Annotated in this window: 15 protein-coding genes; 6 read left to right on the top strand and 9 right to left on the bottom strand. The window is 68.6% G+C overall.

Going from position 1 to position 16,722, the window contains the following annotated elements; translation table 11 throughout:
* Positions 1-5: 5 nt before the first annotated feature.
* A complete protein-coding gene (gene mraZ / locus ACQG07_RS08305) occupies positions 6-437 on the bottom strand; it encodes a division/cell wall cluster transcriptional repressor MraZ (RefSeq protein WP_064297003.1) in 432 nt (143 codons plus the stop codon).
* A 314-nt stretch (positions 438-751) separates the two neighbouring features.
* Positions 752-1,126 (bottom strand): DUF3040 domain-containing protein, encoded by a 375-nt coding sequence (locus tag ACQG07_RS08300; protein ID WP_064297004.1) that lies wholly within the window; start codon positions 1,124-1,126, stop codon positions 752-754.
* 75 nt (positions 1,127-1,201) lie between these two features.
* On the opposite strand from ACQG07_RS08300, the gene ACQG07_RS08295 reads away from it, so the two are divergent.
* Positions 1,202-2,302, top strand: coding sequence for a polyprenyl synthetase family protein (locus tag ACQG07_RS08295; RefSeq protein ID WP_426738007.1), 1,101 nt, complete (start codon positions 1,202-1,204; stop codon positions 2,300-2,302).
* 25 nt (positions 2,303-2,327) lie between these two features.
* On the opposite strand, the gene ACQG07_RS08290 is transcribed toward ACQG07_RS08295, so the two are convergent.
* Positions 2,328-2,669 (bottom strand): Rv2175c family DNA-binding protein, encoded by a 342-nt coding sequence (locus tag ACQG07_RS08290; protein WP_086473210.1) that lies wholly within the window; start codon positions 2,667-2,669, stop codon positions 2,328-2,330.
* Between the two features lie 130 nt (positions 2,670-2,799).
* Here ACQG07_RS08290 and pknB point away from each other — a divergent pair, with 130 nt between their 5' ends.
* From pknB to ACQG07_RS08275, 3 genes are all read left to right on the top strand, one after another.
* On the top strand, positions 2,800-4,746 hold the full coding sequence (pknB, locus tag ACQG07_RS08285; RefSeq protein WP_342450823.1) for a Stk1 family PASTA domain-containing Ser/Thr kinase: 1,947 nt from the start codon (positions 2,800-2,802) through the stop codon (positions 4,744-4,746).
* A gap of 64 nt (positions 4,747-4,810) precedes the next feature.
* On the top strand, positions 4,811-5,269 hold the full coding sequence (locus ACQG07_RS08280; protein WP_192004856.1) for a helix-turn-helix transcriptional regulator: 459 nt from the start codon (positions 4,811-4,813) through the stop codon (positions 5,267-5,269).
* 10 nt (positions 5,270-5,279) lie between these two features.
* Positions 5,280-5,681: a VOC family protein gene (locus ACQG07_RS08275; protein WP_137241612.1), complete on the top strand. Its 402-nt coding sequence runs from the start codon at positions 5,280-5,282 to the stop codon at positions 5,679-5,681.
* 60 nt (positions 5,682-5,741) lie between these two features.
* Here the strand turns inward: ACQG07_RS08275 and ACQG07_RS08270 are convergent, their stop codons facing one another.
* The 3 genes from ACQG07_RS08270 to ACQG07_RS08260 all read right to left on the bottom strand — a co-directional run bounded on the left by ACQG07_RS08270 (position 5,742) and on the right by ACQG07_RS08260 (position 8,871).
* Complete coding sequence (locus ACQG07_RS08270; RefSeq protein ID WP_056005400.1) at positions 5,742-7,088, bottom strand: class II 3-deoxy-7-phosphoheptulonate synthase; 1,347 nt, start codon at positions 7,086-7,088, stop codon at positions 5,742-5,744.
* Between the two features lie 119 nt (positions 7,089-7,207).
* Positions 7,208-7,891 carry a lysophospholipid acyltransferase family protein gene (locus tag ACQG07_RS08265; protein WP_064297009.1) on the bottom strand — a complete coding sequence of 228 codons (684 nt, stop codon included), beginning with the start codon at positions 7,889-7,891 and terminating at the stop codon, positions 7,208-7,210.
* A gap of 26 nt (positions 7,892-7,917) precedes the next feature.
* Positions 7,918-8,871, bottom strand: coding sequence for an ROK family glucokinase (locus ACQG07_RS08260; protein ID WP_079706022.1), 954 nt, complete (start codon positions 8,869-8,871; stop codon positions 7,918-7,920).
* Positions 8,872-9,058: 187 nt separating this feature from the next.
* Between ACQG07_RS08260 and ACQG07_RS08255 the strand changes: the two genes are divergently transcribed.
* Positions 9,059-10,888 (top strand): AMP-dependent synthetase/ligase, encoded by a 1,830-nt coding sequence (locus tag ACQG07_RS08255; RefSeq protein WP_071260288.1) that lies wholly within the window; start codon positions 9,059-9,061, stop codon positions 10,886-10,888.
* 54 nt (positions 10,889-10,942) lie between these two features.
* Here ACQG07_RS08255 and ACQG07_RS08250 read toward each other — a convergent pair whose 3' ends face one another.
* Together ACQG07_RS08250 and ACQG07_RS08245 are read right to left on the bottom strand one after the other, a co-directional pair.
* Entirely contained in the window at positions 10,943-11,434 is a 492-nt protein-coding gene (locus ACQG07_RS08250; RefSeq protein ID WP_426738006.1) for a peptide deformylase, read from the bottom strand.
* An 89-nt stretch (positions 11,435-11,523) separates the two neighbouring features.
* A complete protein-coding gene (locus ACQG07_RS08245) occupies positions 11,524-14,931 on the bottom strand; it encodes a pyruvate carboxylase (protein WP_192004854.1) in 3,408 nt (1,135 codons plus the stop codon).
* 73 nt (positions 14,932-15,004) lie between these two features.
* Between ACQG07_RS08245 and ACQG07_RS08240 the strand changes: the two genes are divergently transcribed.
* Positions 15,005-15,871 carry a ParA family protein gene (locus ACQG07_RS08240; RefSeq protein ID WP_079002579.1) on the top strand — a complete coding sequence of 289 codons (867 nt, stop codon included), beginning with the start codon at positions 15,005-15,007 and terminating at the stop codon, positions 15,869-15,871.
* A 213-nt stretch (positions 15,872-16,084) separates the two neighbouring features.
* Here ACQG07_RS08240 and ACQG07_RS08235 read toward each other — a convergent pair whose 3' ends face one another.
* Positions 16,085-16,633, bottom strand: coding sequence for a MerR family transcriptional regulator (locus tag ACQG07_RS08235; protein ID WP_064297014.1), 549 nt, complete (start codon positions 16,631-16,633; stop codon positions 16,085-16,087).
* Between the last annotated feature and the right edge of the window lie 89 nt (positions 16,634-16,722).

Below are 16,722 nucleotides of genomic sequence, written 5' to 3'. Positions count from 1 at the left end.
GGGCGCTAGAAGAGTCCGGGGATCACCTCCTCGGCGGTCTCGGAGAAGACGCTCTCCTGTTCGGCGAGGTAGGACTCCCATGCCTCGGCGTCCCAGATCTCCGCGCGGCTGCCGGCGCCGATGACCACGAGGTCGCGGCTGAGCCCGGCGTACTGGCGGAGGTTGGACGGAATGGTCACGCGGTGCTGCTTGTCGGGGGTCTCGGCGCTCGCTCCGGAGAGGAACACGCGCAGGTAGTCGCGGGCCTGCTTGCTGGTGACCGGAGCCTGGCGGATCTTCTCGTGGAGCGCCTCGAACTCCCGCGTGCTGAAGACGTAGATGCAGTGCTCCTGGCCTCGAGTCATGACGACCCCGCCGGAGAGCTCATCGCGGAACTTCGCCGGCAGGATGATGCGGCCTTTTTCGTCGAGTTTGGGGGCGTGACTACCGAGGAACATACGCCCCCGCCCCCAATCGTTCTGGCCAACATCTTGGTTGGGCTCCACTTTACTCCACTTTGCACCACCAATGCAGCACATTCCCCCACATTGAACCATTTGCTCATGAAAAAACCCCGCAAAGTCGGGACTCTGCGGGGTGGAGGGAAATGGAGGGGTTTTGCCATACTCGGGACGATCAGGGAGGGCCCGAAACGACGAAACGGGGCCGATCCGTAGATCGGCCCCGTTTGGAGTCGTGGTGCGGCGGTGCCGCGAGGGAGGGAAGTGGAGTCAGGTGGCCGACCGAGGAGCGACCAGGGGACCGGGCCTCGCTACCGCTCGTCGCCCGACTGGCGCTTGTCCCAGCGGTCGTTGAAGCGGTCCATCAGACGCGAGGACTTCTGTCCTGCCGGCGCAGCCTGACGAGGTCGCGGCTGTTCGAGTGGAGCCCGGGTCGGCTTCGTCGCCACGAGCACGCCCGTGAGCATGATCGCGAACCCGAGCAGACCGACGATGGGCTGCTGGATCACGACTCCGAGCACGAGGCCGATCGCCCCGACCACCGCGATGAGGGAGCCGAGCGCGATTCCGCGGTAACTCGGTTTGCCCGCGCCAGCGCTGACCTTGGAGACGAAATCGGCATCGCTGCGGTAGAGGTGGCGTTCCATCTCATCGAGGAGCCGTTGCTCCTGCTCTGAAAGTGGCATCTGATTCCCCTCAAGGTCACACGACGCGACGTTGTTGATCGAGTCTAGCCACCGAAGCATGACTAGGCTAGGTGCGTGATCGAAAGCAATGAACTCGCCACCCTGGTGGGCCGCGGGCTCTCCGACTTTCTCTCCTCGCGAAGCTCCATTGTCGCGCAGATCGGCCCGGAGCTCTCCCCGTTCCTCGACTTCTCCCGGGAATTTCTCAGCGGTGGGAAGCGGTTCCGAGCACAGTTCTGCTTCCGGGGCTGGCAGGCCGTCTCGACCGGGAGGCACGCCAGCGGTCAGGGCGGCCTCGAGACCGTCATCGCGGCCTGTGGAGCACTCGAGCTGTTCCACGCCGCAGCGCTCGTCCACGACGACATCATCGACAACTCCGACACGCGCCGGGGTGCACCGTCTGCTCACGTCTCCTTCGCGGAGTTGCACCGTCGCAGCCGATGGGACGGCGACCCGACGACCTTCGGCACCGGGGCCGCCACGCTCCTCGGCGACCTGCTCCTCGGCTGGAGCGACGAACTCCTCGACGACGGACTCGACCAGCTGGACGACCGCACCGCCGCTCGCGCAGCGCGGGCCGAGTTCAACCGGATGCGGACCGAGGTCACGGCCGGCCAGTACCTCGACATCCTCGAGGAGCGCGCCTGGCGCGACGCCGCCGACGACGAACAGCGTCGCCGCGCCGAGCGCGTCCTGATCTTCAAATCGGCCAAGTACAGCATCGAGTCCCCGCTCGCGCTCGGGGCGCTCCTCGGCGGCGGGAACGAGCAGCAGCTCGCGTCGCTCCGCGGGTACGGCCTCCCCCTCGGCATCGCCTTCCAGCTGCGCGACGACCTCCTCGGCGTCTACGGCGATCCCGCCGTGACCGGGAAGCCGAGTGGCGACGACCTCCGCGAGGGGAAGCGAACCATCCTCATCGCGCTCACGAGGGAGGCCCTCCAGCCGGGCGCGCGCGCCATCCTCGACGAGCTGCTCGGGGATCCCGAACTCGACGACGACCAGATCGGCCTGCTCCAGGCGACCATCCGCGACAGCGGGGCCGTCGACCAGGTGGAGAAGCTCATCCAGGACCACGTCGCACGGGCGCTCTCCGCATTGGGCGAGGCTCCGATCAACGACGACGCCCGGGCCCACTTGCGCGGCCTCGCGGTCGCGGTCGCACGCCGCGAGACCTGAGCCGTCCGGCTCGGACGGCGCGGGATCAGGCGAGCGCCTGAGCCACCCGGCGAACCTCGGATCGACGTCCCTCGCGGAGGGCTTCGATCGGCGAGGTCCCGATCGCGTCGTCGTCCTCGAGCATCCAGACCATCGCGGCCTCGTCGTCGAAGCCGTTGTCGGACAGCAGCGTGAGCGTGCCGCGCAGGTTGTGCACCGGCCCGCCGTCCGCGATGAACGACGACGGCACCTGCAGCACGCCGTCACGTCGGACGGCGAGGAGGTCGCGCTCCTCGAGGTACTGGCGGATGCGGCGGATCGGCAGCCCGAGTTCGGTCGCCAGATCGGGAAGGGTGAACCACACGAGTTCGGAATTCTGCTCAGTCACGCACAGCAGTCTGCCACGACCGCGCTCCGCTCGGCGCCGTCGGATCGCGTTCGGGTAACGATCCAGGCACCTCGCCGCCCTCCCGGGGTGTTGACAGCTCTTCGCGCTCGACGTTCCATACACTCGACTGGTGAGTAGCAACCAGCAGACCGATCCGATGATCGGCCGTCTCCTCGACGGGAGATATCAGGTGCGCTCACGCATCGCCCGCGGCGGCATGGCGACGGTCTACCTCGCCACGGACCTGCGGCTGGAACGGCGCGTCGCGATCAAGGTCATGCACGGCCACCTCTCGGACGACACGACCTTCAAGAACCGCTTCATCCAGGAGGCGCGCTCCGCCGCCCGGCTCGCGAACCCGCATGTCGTCAGCGTGTTCGACCAGGGCCAGGACTCCGACATGGCATACCTCGTGATGGAGCACCTGCCGGGGATCACCCTCCGCGACCTCATCCGCGACAACGGCACACTGACCCCTCGGCAGGCCGCCGACATCCTCGACGCCGTGCTGTCCGGTCTCGCCGCCGCGCACCGCGCCGGCATCGTCCACCGCGACGTCAAGCCGGAGAACGTCCTCCTCGCCGACGACGGACGCATCAAGATCGGCGACTTCGGCCTCGCGAGAGCCGCGAGCGCGAACACGGCCACCGGCCAGGCACTCCTCGGGACGATCGCCTACCTCTCCCCCGAACTCGTCACCCGTGGACAGGCCGACGCGCGGAGCGACATCTACGCGCTCGGGATCATGCTCTACGAGATGCTCACCGGCGAGCAGCCCTACAAGGGCGAGCAGCCGATGCAGATCGCCTACCAGCACGCCAACGAGTCGGTCCCGGCACCGAGCGCCAAGAACCCCGCCGTCCCGAAGGAACTCGACGACCTCGTCTTCTGGGCGACTGAGCGCGAACCGGACGATCGTCCGTCGAACGCCGGCGAGATGCTCGAGCGCCTGCGGTCCATCGAGTCCAGTCTCGGGTTCACCTCGGTCGCCACCGGGGCGCAGCCCACGATCGTCATGCCGGCCTCCTACTCGAGCGAGCACGCCGACGACGTCACCCAGGTCATCGGCCGCAACACCAAACCGCAGCAGGTCCCGGTGCGCGCCGACGCGACGGACGGTCCGGGCAAGCTCGCCACGAAGGCGCGCAAGCGCAGCCGCGTGGGCGTCGCGCTGTTCACGATCGTCCTCATGCTCGCTGCGCTCGCCGGCGGGACCGGATGGTACTTCGGCCAGGGCCCCGGCTCGCTCGTCCAGGTCCCGAACGTCGCCGACGGGAGTTTCGACCAGGCGTCCGCCAAACTCGTGGAGCTGGGCTTCGTGCCCGTCGAAGGCGCGACGTTCAGCCTCACCGTCCCGGCCGGTACGGTCGCCGGCAGCGATCCGCCGTCCGGCTCGATGATCGACAAGGGCAGCTCGGTGACGGTCCTCGTCTCCCAGGGGCCGCAGCCGGTGGACATCCCGGTCCTCGCCGGGCTCGCACAGTCCGACGCCGAACAGCAGTTGGACGCGCTCGGGGTCGCCGTCGGCACCGTGAACCAACAGTTCGACCCGAGCATCGCCAAGGACATCGTGCTCGCGGCGACCGACGCGACCTCGGGCGCCGACTACAGCCAGGGCGGACCGTCCTTCCAAGGCTCCACGGTGACGTTGCTCGTCTCGGCCGGACAGGTGCCCTCGGTCTCGGGGATGACGCCGGACCAGGCGCGCGACGCCCTCGAGTCCGTCGGGCTCGGTGTCGGCACATCCGACGAGGCGTTCGATGACACGATCCCCGCGGGGCAGGTCATCGGCATCCAGGCCAAGACCGATGCGGACGGGAACGAGACGGCGTTCATCCCGGGCGACGACGTGACGTTGATCGTGTCCAAGGGCGTCGAGTTGGTCGCCGTCCCCGACACCACCGGCCAGACGATCAATCAGGCCATCACGACACTCCAGGAAGCGGGGTTCACCGTCGGCGACATCGCCGTGGCAGAGGCCTTCCGCGACATCTTCAAGGTGAAGAAGACCGATCCCCCGGCGGGCAAGTCCGTCAAGAAGGGCTCGACCGTCAACATCACCGACTTCGGTCTGTGACCCGGTCGGACGGCGCTCGTCCGCTCGTCGGAACGAGCCGTCGCCGTCCTGCTACGCTCGCCGCATGAGCCCGGAGGACCTCGCTGAACTCGCCTGCCTCCGACGGGCGCGCGACCTGATCGACCGCGACTACGCCGAACCGCTCGACGTGCCGCTGATGGCGTCGACGGCGCTCATGTCACCGTCGCACTTCGCGAGGCGGTTCCGTGCCGTCTACGGCGAGACGCCGTACGGCCACCTCATGACCCGGCGGATCGAACGGGCGATGGCGCTCCTCCGGGCGGGGAGCTCGGTGACGGACGCCGCTCTGGCCGTCGGGGCCACCTCGCTCGGATCGTTCAGCTCGGCCTTCACCGCCATAACGGGCGAGACGCCAAGCGCGTACCGTCGGCGCGAACATCATGCGGTCGACGCGATGCCGGACTGCGTCGCCAAGACGACCACGAGGCCTGCCCATCGCCGGGTGTCCGGTCCGAGCGGATCGAGCAGGATCGGAGAAGCGGGCCTTCAGCGCCCGGCGTAACGTCGTCGTCATGACGATCTCACTCCAGTACTGCAACATCACGGTGAACGACGTGGACGAGGCCATCGCCTTCTACGCCGACGCACTCGGACTCGAGGTCCGGAACGACGTCGCCAACGGCGGCTTCCGATGGGTGACGCTCGGCAGCGACGCGCAGCCCGGCCTCGACATCGTCGTCTCCGAACCGCACGCGGGTCGTTCGCAGGCTGACGGGGACGCGCTGCAGGCCCTCCTCACGAAGGGGGTGCTGCCGATGCTCGTCTTCCGAGCCGACGACCTCGACGCCACGTTCGAACGGGTCCGCGCGTCCGGCGCAGACGTGCTCCAGGAACCGAAGGAGATGGGCTGGGGCGCGCGCGACTGCGCGTTCCGCGACCCGTCGGGTAACCTGGTCAGGATCTCCCAGGCGTAGGTGTCGCGGACGACGAAGCGCCCATGCCGAACCCGGCATGGGCGCTTCGTCGTGTGAGACCTACTTCGCGGCGGCGAGCTCCTCCGCCACGAGGAAGGCGAGCTCGAGCGACTGCATGTGGTTGAGGCGCGGATCGCACAGCGACTCGTACCGCGTCGCCAGGGTCGCTTCGTCGATCTGCTCGGAGCCACCGAGGCACTCGGTGACGTCGTCGCCGGTGAGCTCGACGTGGATGCCGCCGGGGTGCGTCCCTGCGGCGCGGTGGGCTTCGAAGAATCCCTTGACCTCGTCCACGACGTCGTCGAAGCGGCGCGTCTTGTAGCCGGTGGGCGTCGTGAGTCCGTTGCCGTGCATCGGATCGGTGACCCACAGCGGCGTCGCGTCGGCACCCTTGATCGCCTCGAGCAGCGGAGGCAGGGCGTCCCTGATCTTGCCCGCACCCATCCGCGTGATGAACGTCAGGCGCCCGGGCTCGCGCTCGGGGTCGAGCTTGTCGATGAGACGCAGCATGTCGTCGGCCGAGGTGGTGGGGCCGAGCTTCACGCCGATCGGGTTGCGCACGCGCGACAGGAAGTCGACGTGCGCGCCGTCGAGCTCACGGGTCCGCTCACCGATCCACACGAAGTGGGCCGAGGTGTTGTACGGCGTTCCGGTCCGCGAGTCGATCCGCGTCATCGGTCGCTCGTAGTCCATGAGCAGCGCCTCGTGGCTCGAGTAGAACTCGACACCGCGCAACTGGTCGAAGTCGGCTCCGGCCGCCTCCATGAACTTGATCGCACGATCGATGTCGCGGGCCAGTCCCTCGTACCGGTGGTTCACCGGGTTGGCGGCGAACCCCTTGTTCCAGCTGTGGACCTCGCGGAGGTCGGCGAACCCGCCCTGGGTGAACGCCCGGATGAGGTTCAGCGTCGATGCGGAGGTGTGGTAGCCCTTGACGAGCCGAGCGGGGTCGGCCGTGCGCGACTCCGGGGTGAAGTCGTAGCCGTTGACGATGTCGCCGCGGTAGGCGGGCAGGGTGACGTCGCCCCGCGTCTCGGAGTCGTTGGAGCGCGGCTTGGCGAACTGCCCGGCCATCCGGCCCATCTTGACGACCGGCATCGACGCACCGTACGTGAGCACGACGGCCATCTGCAGGACCGTCTTCACACGGTTGCGGATCTGCTCGGCCGTCGCACCGGCGAAGGTCTCCGCGCAGTCGCCGCCCTGGAGCAGGAACGCATTGCCGCTCGCCGCCCGGGCCAACCGGTCGCGCAGGATGTCGACCTCGCCGGCGAAGACCAGCGGAGGGAGGGTCGCGAGTTCGGCGGAGGCACGCGCCACCGCGGCCTGGTCCGGCCATGACGGCTGCTGCTTGATCGGCAGCTCACGCCAATAGTCCAGTCCGGCGATCACCGAGGGTTCGGCCATGACGACTGGTTCTGTAGCGTGGGACACGGATTTCCTGTTTCTCTTCGACCGGACGCGCTCCGGAGCCCGCCCGGAAGGGGGAACGGACCGCGATCGCGGCCCGGTTTTTCAGCTTAGCGTCACGCCGACGCGGCGCGCTCCTTGACGCTCGTGGCGTAGACGTCGCGATAGTCCTGGCCCGAGAGCTTGCGGAGCTCGACCATCAACTCGTCCGTGACGCTGCGGAGGATGAAGCGGTCCCCCTCCATGCCCTCGAACCGCGAGAAGTCGAGCGGCTTGCCGATGACGATCCCGATCCGACGGATCCGGGGCAGCTTCGTGCCGATGGGCATGACCTTCTCGGTGTCGATCATCGCGACGGGGACGATGGGGACCCCGGCCTCGAGCACCATCCGCGCGACCCCGGTGCGGCCTCGGTACATCGTCCCGTCGGGACTGCGCGTGCCTTCCGGGTAGATCCCGAGCAGATGACCGCCACCGAGGACCGCGAGTCCGGTGTTGAGCGAGGCTTCGGAGGCCTTGCCTCCCGACCGGTCGATCGGGAGTTGCCCCGTGCCGAGCATGAAGGTCTTCGTGGCCCAGCCGCCGAAGCCCTTGCCGCGGAAGTACTCGCTCTTGGCCAGGAAGGAGATCCGCCGATCGACGCACAGCGGGAGGATCACCGAGTCGATGAAGGACAGGTGGTTGCTGGCGATGATCGCGCCGCCGTGCTCCGGGATGTTCTCGGCACCGATCACCCACGGCCGGAAGATCGACTTCAGGATCGGGCCGGCGACCAGGTACTTCATGAACCAGTAGAACATCGTGCTCCTCCGTCTTGCCGTCGTCGTCAGCCGAGGACGAGGGCGCTCCTGGCGAGATCGCCGGCGCCGATGACACCGGCGTCGTTCACGAGCTGCGCGATGCTGAAGGACGGCTCCGGGTGGAACCCGCGCGCCGGGAGGTGCGTCAGGAACGCCTCACGAACGGGGTCCAGGAGGAGGTCGCCGGCCTGGGCGACGCCGCCGCCGATCACGAAGATGTTGGGGTCGAGGATGGCCGACATGCTCGCGAGGGCCTGCCCCAGCAGATCGGCGAGCTCGTTGAGGCACCGGAGGGCGCCGGGATCACCGGACTCGAGCAGGGCGGAGACGTGGTGTCCGTTCAGCAGCCCGCCGGCCGCCACCCGGGCTCGGGCGAGGGCGGCACCGTCGCCACCGGCGTCCGCTGCCTCGTTCGCGAGTCGGAGCAACGCGTTCCCCGAGCAGTACTGCTCGACGCAGCCACGCGCGCCGCAGCCGCAGGGCAGACCGTCCGGGATGAGGCGCATGTGTCCCAGTTCCGCACCGCTGCCGAAGCCACCGGTGAGGAGCCGGTCGTCGAGGACGATCGCTCCACCGACACCCGTGCCGATCGTCACCATGACCATGCTGCGTTCCTCGCGCCCCGCACCGAACCGGAACTCAGCCCAACCCGCGGCGTTCGCGTCGTTCTCGATGGTCACGACCTTGTCGGGCAACCGCGCGGCCAGCCGGGCCTGCAGGGGTTCGTTCCGCCAGGCGATGTTCGGCGAGTAGTAGACGGTCGAGCGAGTGGCGTCGAAGAACCCGGGGGCGGCGACGCCGACGCTCGAGATGCTGCCGTCGTCTAGGGATCGGACCATGGCGACGACGTCGTCGATGATGGCGTCGGGATCGGAGGCCTGCGTCGGCGTGCGCCCGGCCGCGAGGATCCGGCCGTCGTCGTCGACGACCCCGCCCGCGATCTTCGTCCCGCCGATGTCGATGCCGATCGCGTTTGCCATAACGGTGCCGTCTCCCTGTCCTGATGTCGCCGATACCGGCAGCGGCGTGTGACCGACCGTCAGTCGAGTCGGTCGCCCGCGCGCCGCAGTCGAGTCTACTGAGCGTCTGCGCGCCACAGAAACCGCGCAAACACCCGTGCTCTAGGATGGAGCCACATCTTGCCGACCTGGTACCGAAGGAGTTGCCGTGGAACAGTTCGACGTCCCTGCAGTCGTCGCAGCAGACCCATCCGCCAATGCGACCGATCTGCTCGTGAAGCGCCTGGCTGCTGCGCCCGACGCCGCACTGTTCGCCGTTCCCCGCGGGTCGGAGTGGGTGGACGTGACCACCGCCGAGTTCCACGCCCAGGTCGTCGCCCTGGCGAAGGGGCTCGTCGCCGCGGGGATCGAACCCGGCGACAAGATCGGGCTCATGTGCAAGACCCGATACGAGTGGACCCTCATCGACTTCGCCGTGTGGTTCGCCGGAGCACTCCTCGTCCCGATCTACGAGACCAGCTCGCCGAGCCAGGTGCAGTGGATCCTCAGCGACTCGGGAGCGACGAGCGTGCTGGTCGAGACGCCCGACCAGTTCGCCCGCTTCGACGAGGTGCACGGCGACCTCCCCGATGTGGCACGGGTCTGGCAGATCGACCTCGGCGACCTCGACAAGATCGCGGCCGCCGGCGTCGACGTCCCCGACGAGGAGATCGAACGCCGCCGCAACCTCGCGGTGGGTTCCGACATGGCGACCCTCATCTACACCTCCGGCTCGACCGGCCGGCCGAAGGGCTGCGTCCTCACCCACTCGAACTTCGTCGAGTTGTCGCGGAACTCGGCCGTCGCACTCAAGGACGTCGTGTCCGCTCCCGGCGCCTCCACCCTCCTCTTCATCACGACGGCGCACATCTTCGCGCGCTTCATCGCCGTGCTGTGCGTGCACTCCGGCGTGAAGACAGGCCACCAGCCGGACACGAAGCAGCTGCTCCCCTCGCTCGGCACCTTCAAGCCGACGTTCCTCCTCGCGGTCCCCCGGGTCTTCGAGAAGGTCTACAACTCCTCCGAGCAGAAGGCCGAGGCCGGCGGCAAGGGCAAGATCTTCCGTGCGGCCGCCGAGACCGGGATCGCCTACTCGAAGGCCCTCGAGAGCGGTTCGGTGCCGTTCGGCCTGAAGGTGAAGTTCCGGGTCCTCGACCGCCTCGTGCTGTCGAAGATCCGCACGGCCATGGGCGGCCGGGTGCGGTACGCGGTCTCCGGCAGCGCTCCACTCGGTCCGCGACTCGGTCACTTCTTCCACGCGCTCGGCATCGTGATCCTCGAGGGCTACGGCCTCACCGAGACCACCGCGCCTGCAACGGTCAACCTCGCCCAGAAGTCGAAGATCGGGACGGTCGGACCGGCACTCCCCGGCGTTTCGCTCCGCATCGCCGACGACGGCGAGGTCGAGGTGCGCGGGATCAACGTCTTCAAGGAGTACTGGCAGAACCCCGAGGCCACGGCGGAGGCCTTCGACGACGGCTGGTTCCGCACCGGCGACATCGGGTCCTTCGACGCCGACGGCTTCCTCACGATCACCGGGCGGAAGAAGGAGATCATCGTCACCGCCGGCGGGAAGAACGTCGCCCCGGCGGCGCTCGAGGACCCGATCCGCGCGACCCCGGTCGTCGGACAGGTCGTCGTCGTCGGCGATCAGAAGCCGTTCATCAGCGCCCTCATCACGCTCGACACCGAGATGCTGCCGTCATGGCTCGCCAACAACGGCCAGGACGCGTCGATGAGCGCCGCCGAGGCTGCTCGGAACCCCGCAGTGCTCGCCGCCGTCCAGCGCGCCATCGACGAGGCCAACACCAAGGTGTCCCGCGCGGAGTCGATCCGCAAGTTCGTCATCCTCGACGACGAGCTCACGGAGGCGAGCGGTCACCTCACGCCGAAGCTCAGCATCAAGCGGAACGTGATCCTCAAGGACTTCGCGGAGACGATCGAGGGCATGTACCTCGGAGCGGGTTCGCCCGAGACCCAGGGGATGTCCCTGAAGTAGCGCCTCGACGGGCTCGGCGGTCGGTCGACGACCGCCGGGCCCGTCGACCGGCGTCTAGAACCAGTCGCTCTCGCGGACCTGCTTCATCGCCTCGCGGCGGTGCTCCTTCGACAGCCGGTCGAGGTAGAGCATGCCGTCGAGATGGTCGGTCTCGTGCTGCAGGGCCTGGGCGAGGAGTCCTTCACCCTCGACGACGAGCTCCTGCCCGTCGAGGTCGATGCCGACGGCACGCGCGTAGGGATGGCGCGGCGTCGGGAACCAGAGTCCGGGCACCGACAGGCAGCCCTCGCCGATCTCCTCGAGTTCACCGCGCACCTCGACGAGCTTCGGGTTGATGAGGTACCCGATGACGCCGTCGACGTTGTAGCTGAACACGCGGAGTCCGACGCCGATCTGCGTGGCGGCGACGCCGGCACGACCGGGGAGCTCCACGCTGTCCACGAGATCGCGGACGAGGCTGCGGATGTCTTCGTCGATCGTGACGACCTCGGCCGTCGGAGCCTTCAGGACCGGGTCACCGAAGTGTCTGATGGGTCGTGTCGTCACGGGTTGGATCCTTCCGGGCGGGACAGGTGTGGTGGACGCGGAGACCGGCCGCGTCGCCTCGAGGAGGGACGCGGCCGGTCTCGGGAGGGTCAGGCGCTCGGCTTCACGACGACGAGCAGGTCGCCCGCCTCGACCTGCTGGGTCGCCGGGATGGCGAGGCGCTCGACGATGCCGGCGACGGCGGTCGTGATCGCCGCCTCCATCTTCATGGCCTCGATCGAGGCGACCGGCTGGCCCGCCTCGACGCGGTCGCCGACGGCGACCTTGACGGTCACGACGCCGGAGAACGGCGCGGCCACCTGGCCGGGGACGGAGGTGTCGGCCTTCTCGGCAGCGCGGGAGTCGACCTCGATGCTGCGGTCGCGGACGAACACCGGTCGCAACTGACCGTTGAGGGTCGCCATGACGGTGCGCATGCCCTTCTCGTCGGCTGCACCGATCGCTTCGAGCCCGACGAACAGCCGGACGCCCTTGTCGATCTCGACGACGTGCTCCATGCCCGGCTCGAGGCCGTACAGGTAGTCGGCGGTGTCGACGACGGAGAGGTCGCCGTACAGGTCGCGCTGCTGCTCGAACTGCTTGGTCGGCGCCGGGAACAACAACCGGTTGAGGGTCGAGCGGCGCTCGGCGGACTCGCCGTCGAGCGAGGCCTGATCTTCAGCGGAGATCGGCGTGATCCCGATGTCGACCGAACGACCGGCGAGGACCTTCGAGCGGAACGGCTCTGGCCATCCGCCCGGGAGTTCCCCGAGTTCGCCCGCCATGAACCCCACGACGGAGTCCGGGACGTCGTACTTGTCAGGGTTGGCCTCGAAGTCGACCGGGTCCGCCTTGACGGCGGCGAGGTGGAGCGCGAGGTCGCCGACGACCTTGCTCGACGGGGTCACCTTGGGCACCCGACCGAGGATCTTGTTGGAGGCCGCGTACATGTCCTCGATGAGCTCGAAGTGGTCTGCGAGTCCCAGGGCGATCGCCTGCTGGCGGAGGTTCGACAGCTGACCGCCCGGGATCTCGTGCGTGTACACGCGACCGGTCGGGCCCGCGAGTCCTGACTCGAACGGCCGGTACATCGCGCGGACGGCCTCCCAGTAGGGCTCGAGGTCGGCGATCCCCTGCAGGGAGATGCCGGTGTCGCGCTCCGTGTGGGCCAGCGCGGCGACCAGCGAGGACGCGGACGGCTGACTCGTCGTGCCGGCCATCGGCGCGCTCGCGACATCGACGGCGTCGGCGCCCGCGTTGCTCGCCGCGAGGAGGGTCGCCAACTGTCCACCGGGGGTGTCGTGCGTGTGCACGTGGACCGGCAGGTCGAACCGCTCGCGGAACGCCGCGACGAGCTTGGCCGCCGCGGACGGACGGAGGAGCCCCGCCATGTCCTTGATGGCGAGCACGTGGGCACCGGACTCGACGATCTTCTCGGCGAGACGGAGGTAGTAGTCGAGGGTGTAGAGGTCCTCGGCCGGGTTCAGCAGGTCACCGGTGTAGCAGACGGCGACCTCCGCGACGGTCGTCCCCGTCTCCAGGACCGCATCGATGGCGGGGCGCATCTGCGACACGTCGTTGAGGGCGTCGAAGATCCGGAAGATGTCGATCCCGGTGTCGGCGGCCTCCCGCACGAAGGCGTTCGTCACCTCCGTGGGATACGGCGTGTAGCCGACGGTGTTCCGGCCGCGCAGCAGCATCTGGATCGCGATGTTCGGCATCGCCTGACGCAGCGAGGCCAGTCGCTCCCACGGCTCCTCACCGAGGAAGCGGAGGGCCACGTCGTACGTCGCGCCACCCCAGGCCTCGACGGACAGCAGTTCGGGGGTGAGCCGGGAGACGAACGGTGCGACCGCCAGGAGGTCCTTCGTCCGGACGCGCGTGGCCAAGAGCGACTGGTGGGCGTCGCGGAAGGTGGTCTCGGTCACGGCGAGGGCGGTCTGAGCGCGGAGGGCGTCAGCGAAGCCCTTCGGGCCGAGCTCGAGCAGTCGCTGACGCGAGCCGGCCGGGGCGTCGGTGGTGATGTCGATCGCGGGCAGCTTGTCGACCGGGTCCGCGCCGGACGGACGCGACCCGTTGGGCTGGTTGACCGTGACGTCGGCGAGCCAGTTGACGATCTTCGTCCCGCGGTCCTTCGAGACGTGCCCGCGCAGGAGCTGCGGACGCTCGTCGATGAAGGAGGTGCTGAGGTCGCCGGCCACGAACGAGGCGTCCTCGAGGACCGCCTGCAGGAAGGGGATGTTCGTGGAGACGCCGCGGATGCGGAACTCGGCGAGGGCGCGCTTGGCGCGCGTGACGGCCGCCTCGAACGTGCGCCCGCGGCAGGTGAGCTTTGCGAGCATCGAGTCGAAGTGGGGGCTGATCTGTGCGCCGGAGGCGACCGTACCGCCGTCGAGCCGGATGCCGCCGCCGCCCGGAGAGCGGTAGGTCGTGATCTTCCCGGTGTCTGGACGGAAGCCAGCCGTGGGGTCCTCGGTGGTGATGCGGCACTGGAGCGCGAAGCCGCGGAGGTGCAGGGACTCCTGCGTGAGGCCGAGGTCGCCGAGCGACTCGCCGGCGGCGATGCGCATCTGCGACTGGACGAGGTCGACGTCGGTGACCTCCTCGGTCACGGTGTGCTCGACCTGGATACGCGGGTTCATCTCGATGAACACGTGCTGTCCGGCCCGCTCCCCCGCGGTGTCGAGGAGGAACTCGACCGTCCCGGCGTTGACGTAGCCGATCGACTTGGCGAACGCGATGGCATCGCGGTACATGGCCTGACGAGTGTCCTCGTCGAGGTTCGGGGCCGGCGCGATCTCGACGACCTTCTGGTGCCGGCGCTGCACCGAGCAGTCGCGCTCGAAGAGGTGGATGGTCTCGCCGTCGGCGCTCGCCAGGATCTGGACCTCGATGTGCCGGGGGCGGACGACGGCCTGCTCGAGGAACATCGTCGGGTCGCCGAAGGCGCTGTCCGCCTCACGCATGGCGGCCTCGAGGGCGCCGCGGAGGTCCTCGGCGTTGTCGACGCGGCGCATGCCTCGTCCACCACCACCGGCGACCGCCTTCGCGAAGATCGGGAACCCGATGTCGGCGGCACCGGCGAGCAACTCTTCGATGTCGCGGCTGGCCGGCGTGGACTTCAGGACCGGGACCCCGGCCGCGATGGCGTGCTCCTTCGCGGTCACCTTGTTGCCGGCCATCTCCAGGACAGAGGACGGCGGACCGATGAAGGTGATGCCGGCGGCTCGAGCGGCCTCGGCCAGTTCCGGATTCTCGGAAAGGAAGCCGTACCCGGGGTAGATCGCGTCGGCACCCGACTCCTTCGCGACGCGGATGATCTCCGAGACGTCGAGGTAGGCGCGCACCGGATGACCCTCCGTGCCGATCTGGTAAGCCTCATCGGCCTTCAGCCGATGCATCGAGTTGCGGTCCTCATAGGGGAACACCGCAACCGTCTTCGCCCCCAGCTCGTACGCGGCACGGAACGCCCGGATGGCGATCTCTCCGCGATTGGCGACAAGAATCTTCCTGAACATGGAACCCTTCCCACAACAGCCAACTCAGCAAACGTTGAGATTCCCTAGCCTAGTCACGGTAACGTTGAGCCTTGTGCATGTACTCAGCGTTAGCTCCCTGAAGGGGGGCGTCGGCAAGACCACCGTCACCCTTGGCCTGGCTTCCGCCGCGTTCTCGAAGGACATCCGCACGCTGGTCGTGGATCTCGACCCCCAATCCGACGTCTCGACCGGCATGGCCGTCGACGTCGCAGGGCACCTCACGGTGACGGATGTGCTGACCTCGCCGAAGAAGAAGATCGTCGAGCAGGCGATCGTGGCGAGCGGCTGGACGAAGATCCACCCGGGCAAGATGGACGTCATGATCGGCAGCCCGTCTGCGATCAACTTCGACGGCCCGCACCCCAGCATCCGCGACATCTGGCGCCTGGAAGAGGCACTCGCGCACGTCGAGGAGGAGTACGACCTCGTCCTCATCGACAGCGCCCCCTCGCTCAACGCGCTCACCCGCACCGCCTGGGCGGCGAGCGATCGCGTCGCCGTCGTCACGGAGCCGGGCCTGTTCTCGGTCTCCGCAGCCGACCGCGCCCTCCGCGCCGTCGAGGAGATCCGTCGTGGGCTGAGCCCCCGGCTGCAGCCGCTCGGCATCATCGTCAACCGGGTGCGTCCGCAGTCGATGGAGCACCAGTTCCGCATCAAGGAACTGCGCGACATGTTCGGTCCCCTCATCCTCAACCCGCAGCTGCTGGAGCGCACGTCACTCCAGCAGGCTCAGGGTGCCGCCAAGCCCGTCCACGTCTGGCCGGGAGACACTGCGCAGGAGATGGCGAAGAACTTCGACTCGCTCCTCGACCGCGTGCTGCGCACGGGCCGCGTCGGCGAGTACGCCGACGGCGCTCCCCCGGAGCCGGCTGCCGTCACGAGTCCCGCTGCCGTCGAGGCACCCTCCACCGACAGCTGAGGTCGCGGCGAGACCGTTCGGTCGGCTCACGGACCAGGCGCTCGCTCGGGTCGCCCTTCGACAGGCTCAGGGACCGGCAGGCGCGCTCATGGACCGGCCGGAGCTCCAGGACCGGCAGGAGCACCCAGTACCCCGGGATGCGCGCTCAGGGAATGTGTGGCGCGCGTCGGTGAGCCCTTCGACAGACTCAGGGACCGGCGCCTTCGACTCGGGTCAGGCGCTACGAGCGGAGCGACGTGCGGCGAGCTCATCCATGGGGTCAGCAGACTGTGCGTCGAACTCGATGAGCGTGGACTCCACCTCGCGCAGCACCTTGCCGACGGCGATGCCGAAGACGCCCTGTCCGCGGCTGACGAGGTCGATGACCTCGTCGTTCGAGGTGCAGAGGTAGACACTGGCGCCGTCGCTCATGAGCGTGGTCTGGGCGAGGTCGACGATGCCCGCTTCGCGGAGCTGGTCGACTGCCGTGCGGATCTGCTGCAGGGAGATGCCCGTGTCGAGCAGGCGCTTGACGAGCTTGAGGACGAGGATGTCGCGGAAGCCGTAGAGACGCTGCGTTCCGGATCCGGATGCACCGCGGACGGTGGGCTCGACCAGACCCGTCCGGGCCCAGTAGTCGAGCTGGCGGTAGCTGATGCCGGCTGCACGGGCGGCGACCGCTCCGCGGTAGCCCTGGCCCTCTTCGAGTTCTGGAAGCCCGTCGGTGAACAGCAGCCCGAGGTCACCGTACCGTGACGCCCCGTCGCGACTGAGTTCACTCATGTCTGCTTCTCCTCGATGTTCGCTGCACGGTCGGTACGGTCTCGACGGGGGCGTCGAGCCGGCTTGACCACTCCCACCACGCTACCGAT

Source organism: Plantibacter sp. 2H11-2 (assembly GCF_050031945.1).
Classification (GTDB): Bacteria; Actinomycetota; Actinomycetes; order Actinomycetales; family Microbacteriaceae; genus Plantibacter; species Plantibacter auratus.
Note: the sequence above shows the minus strand (reverse complement) of the source record. Positions and strands in the feature narration are given on the sequence as shown.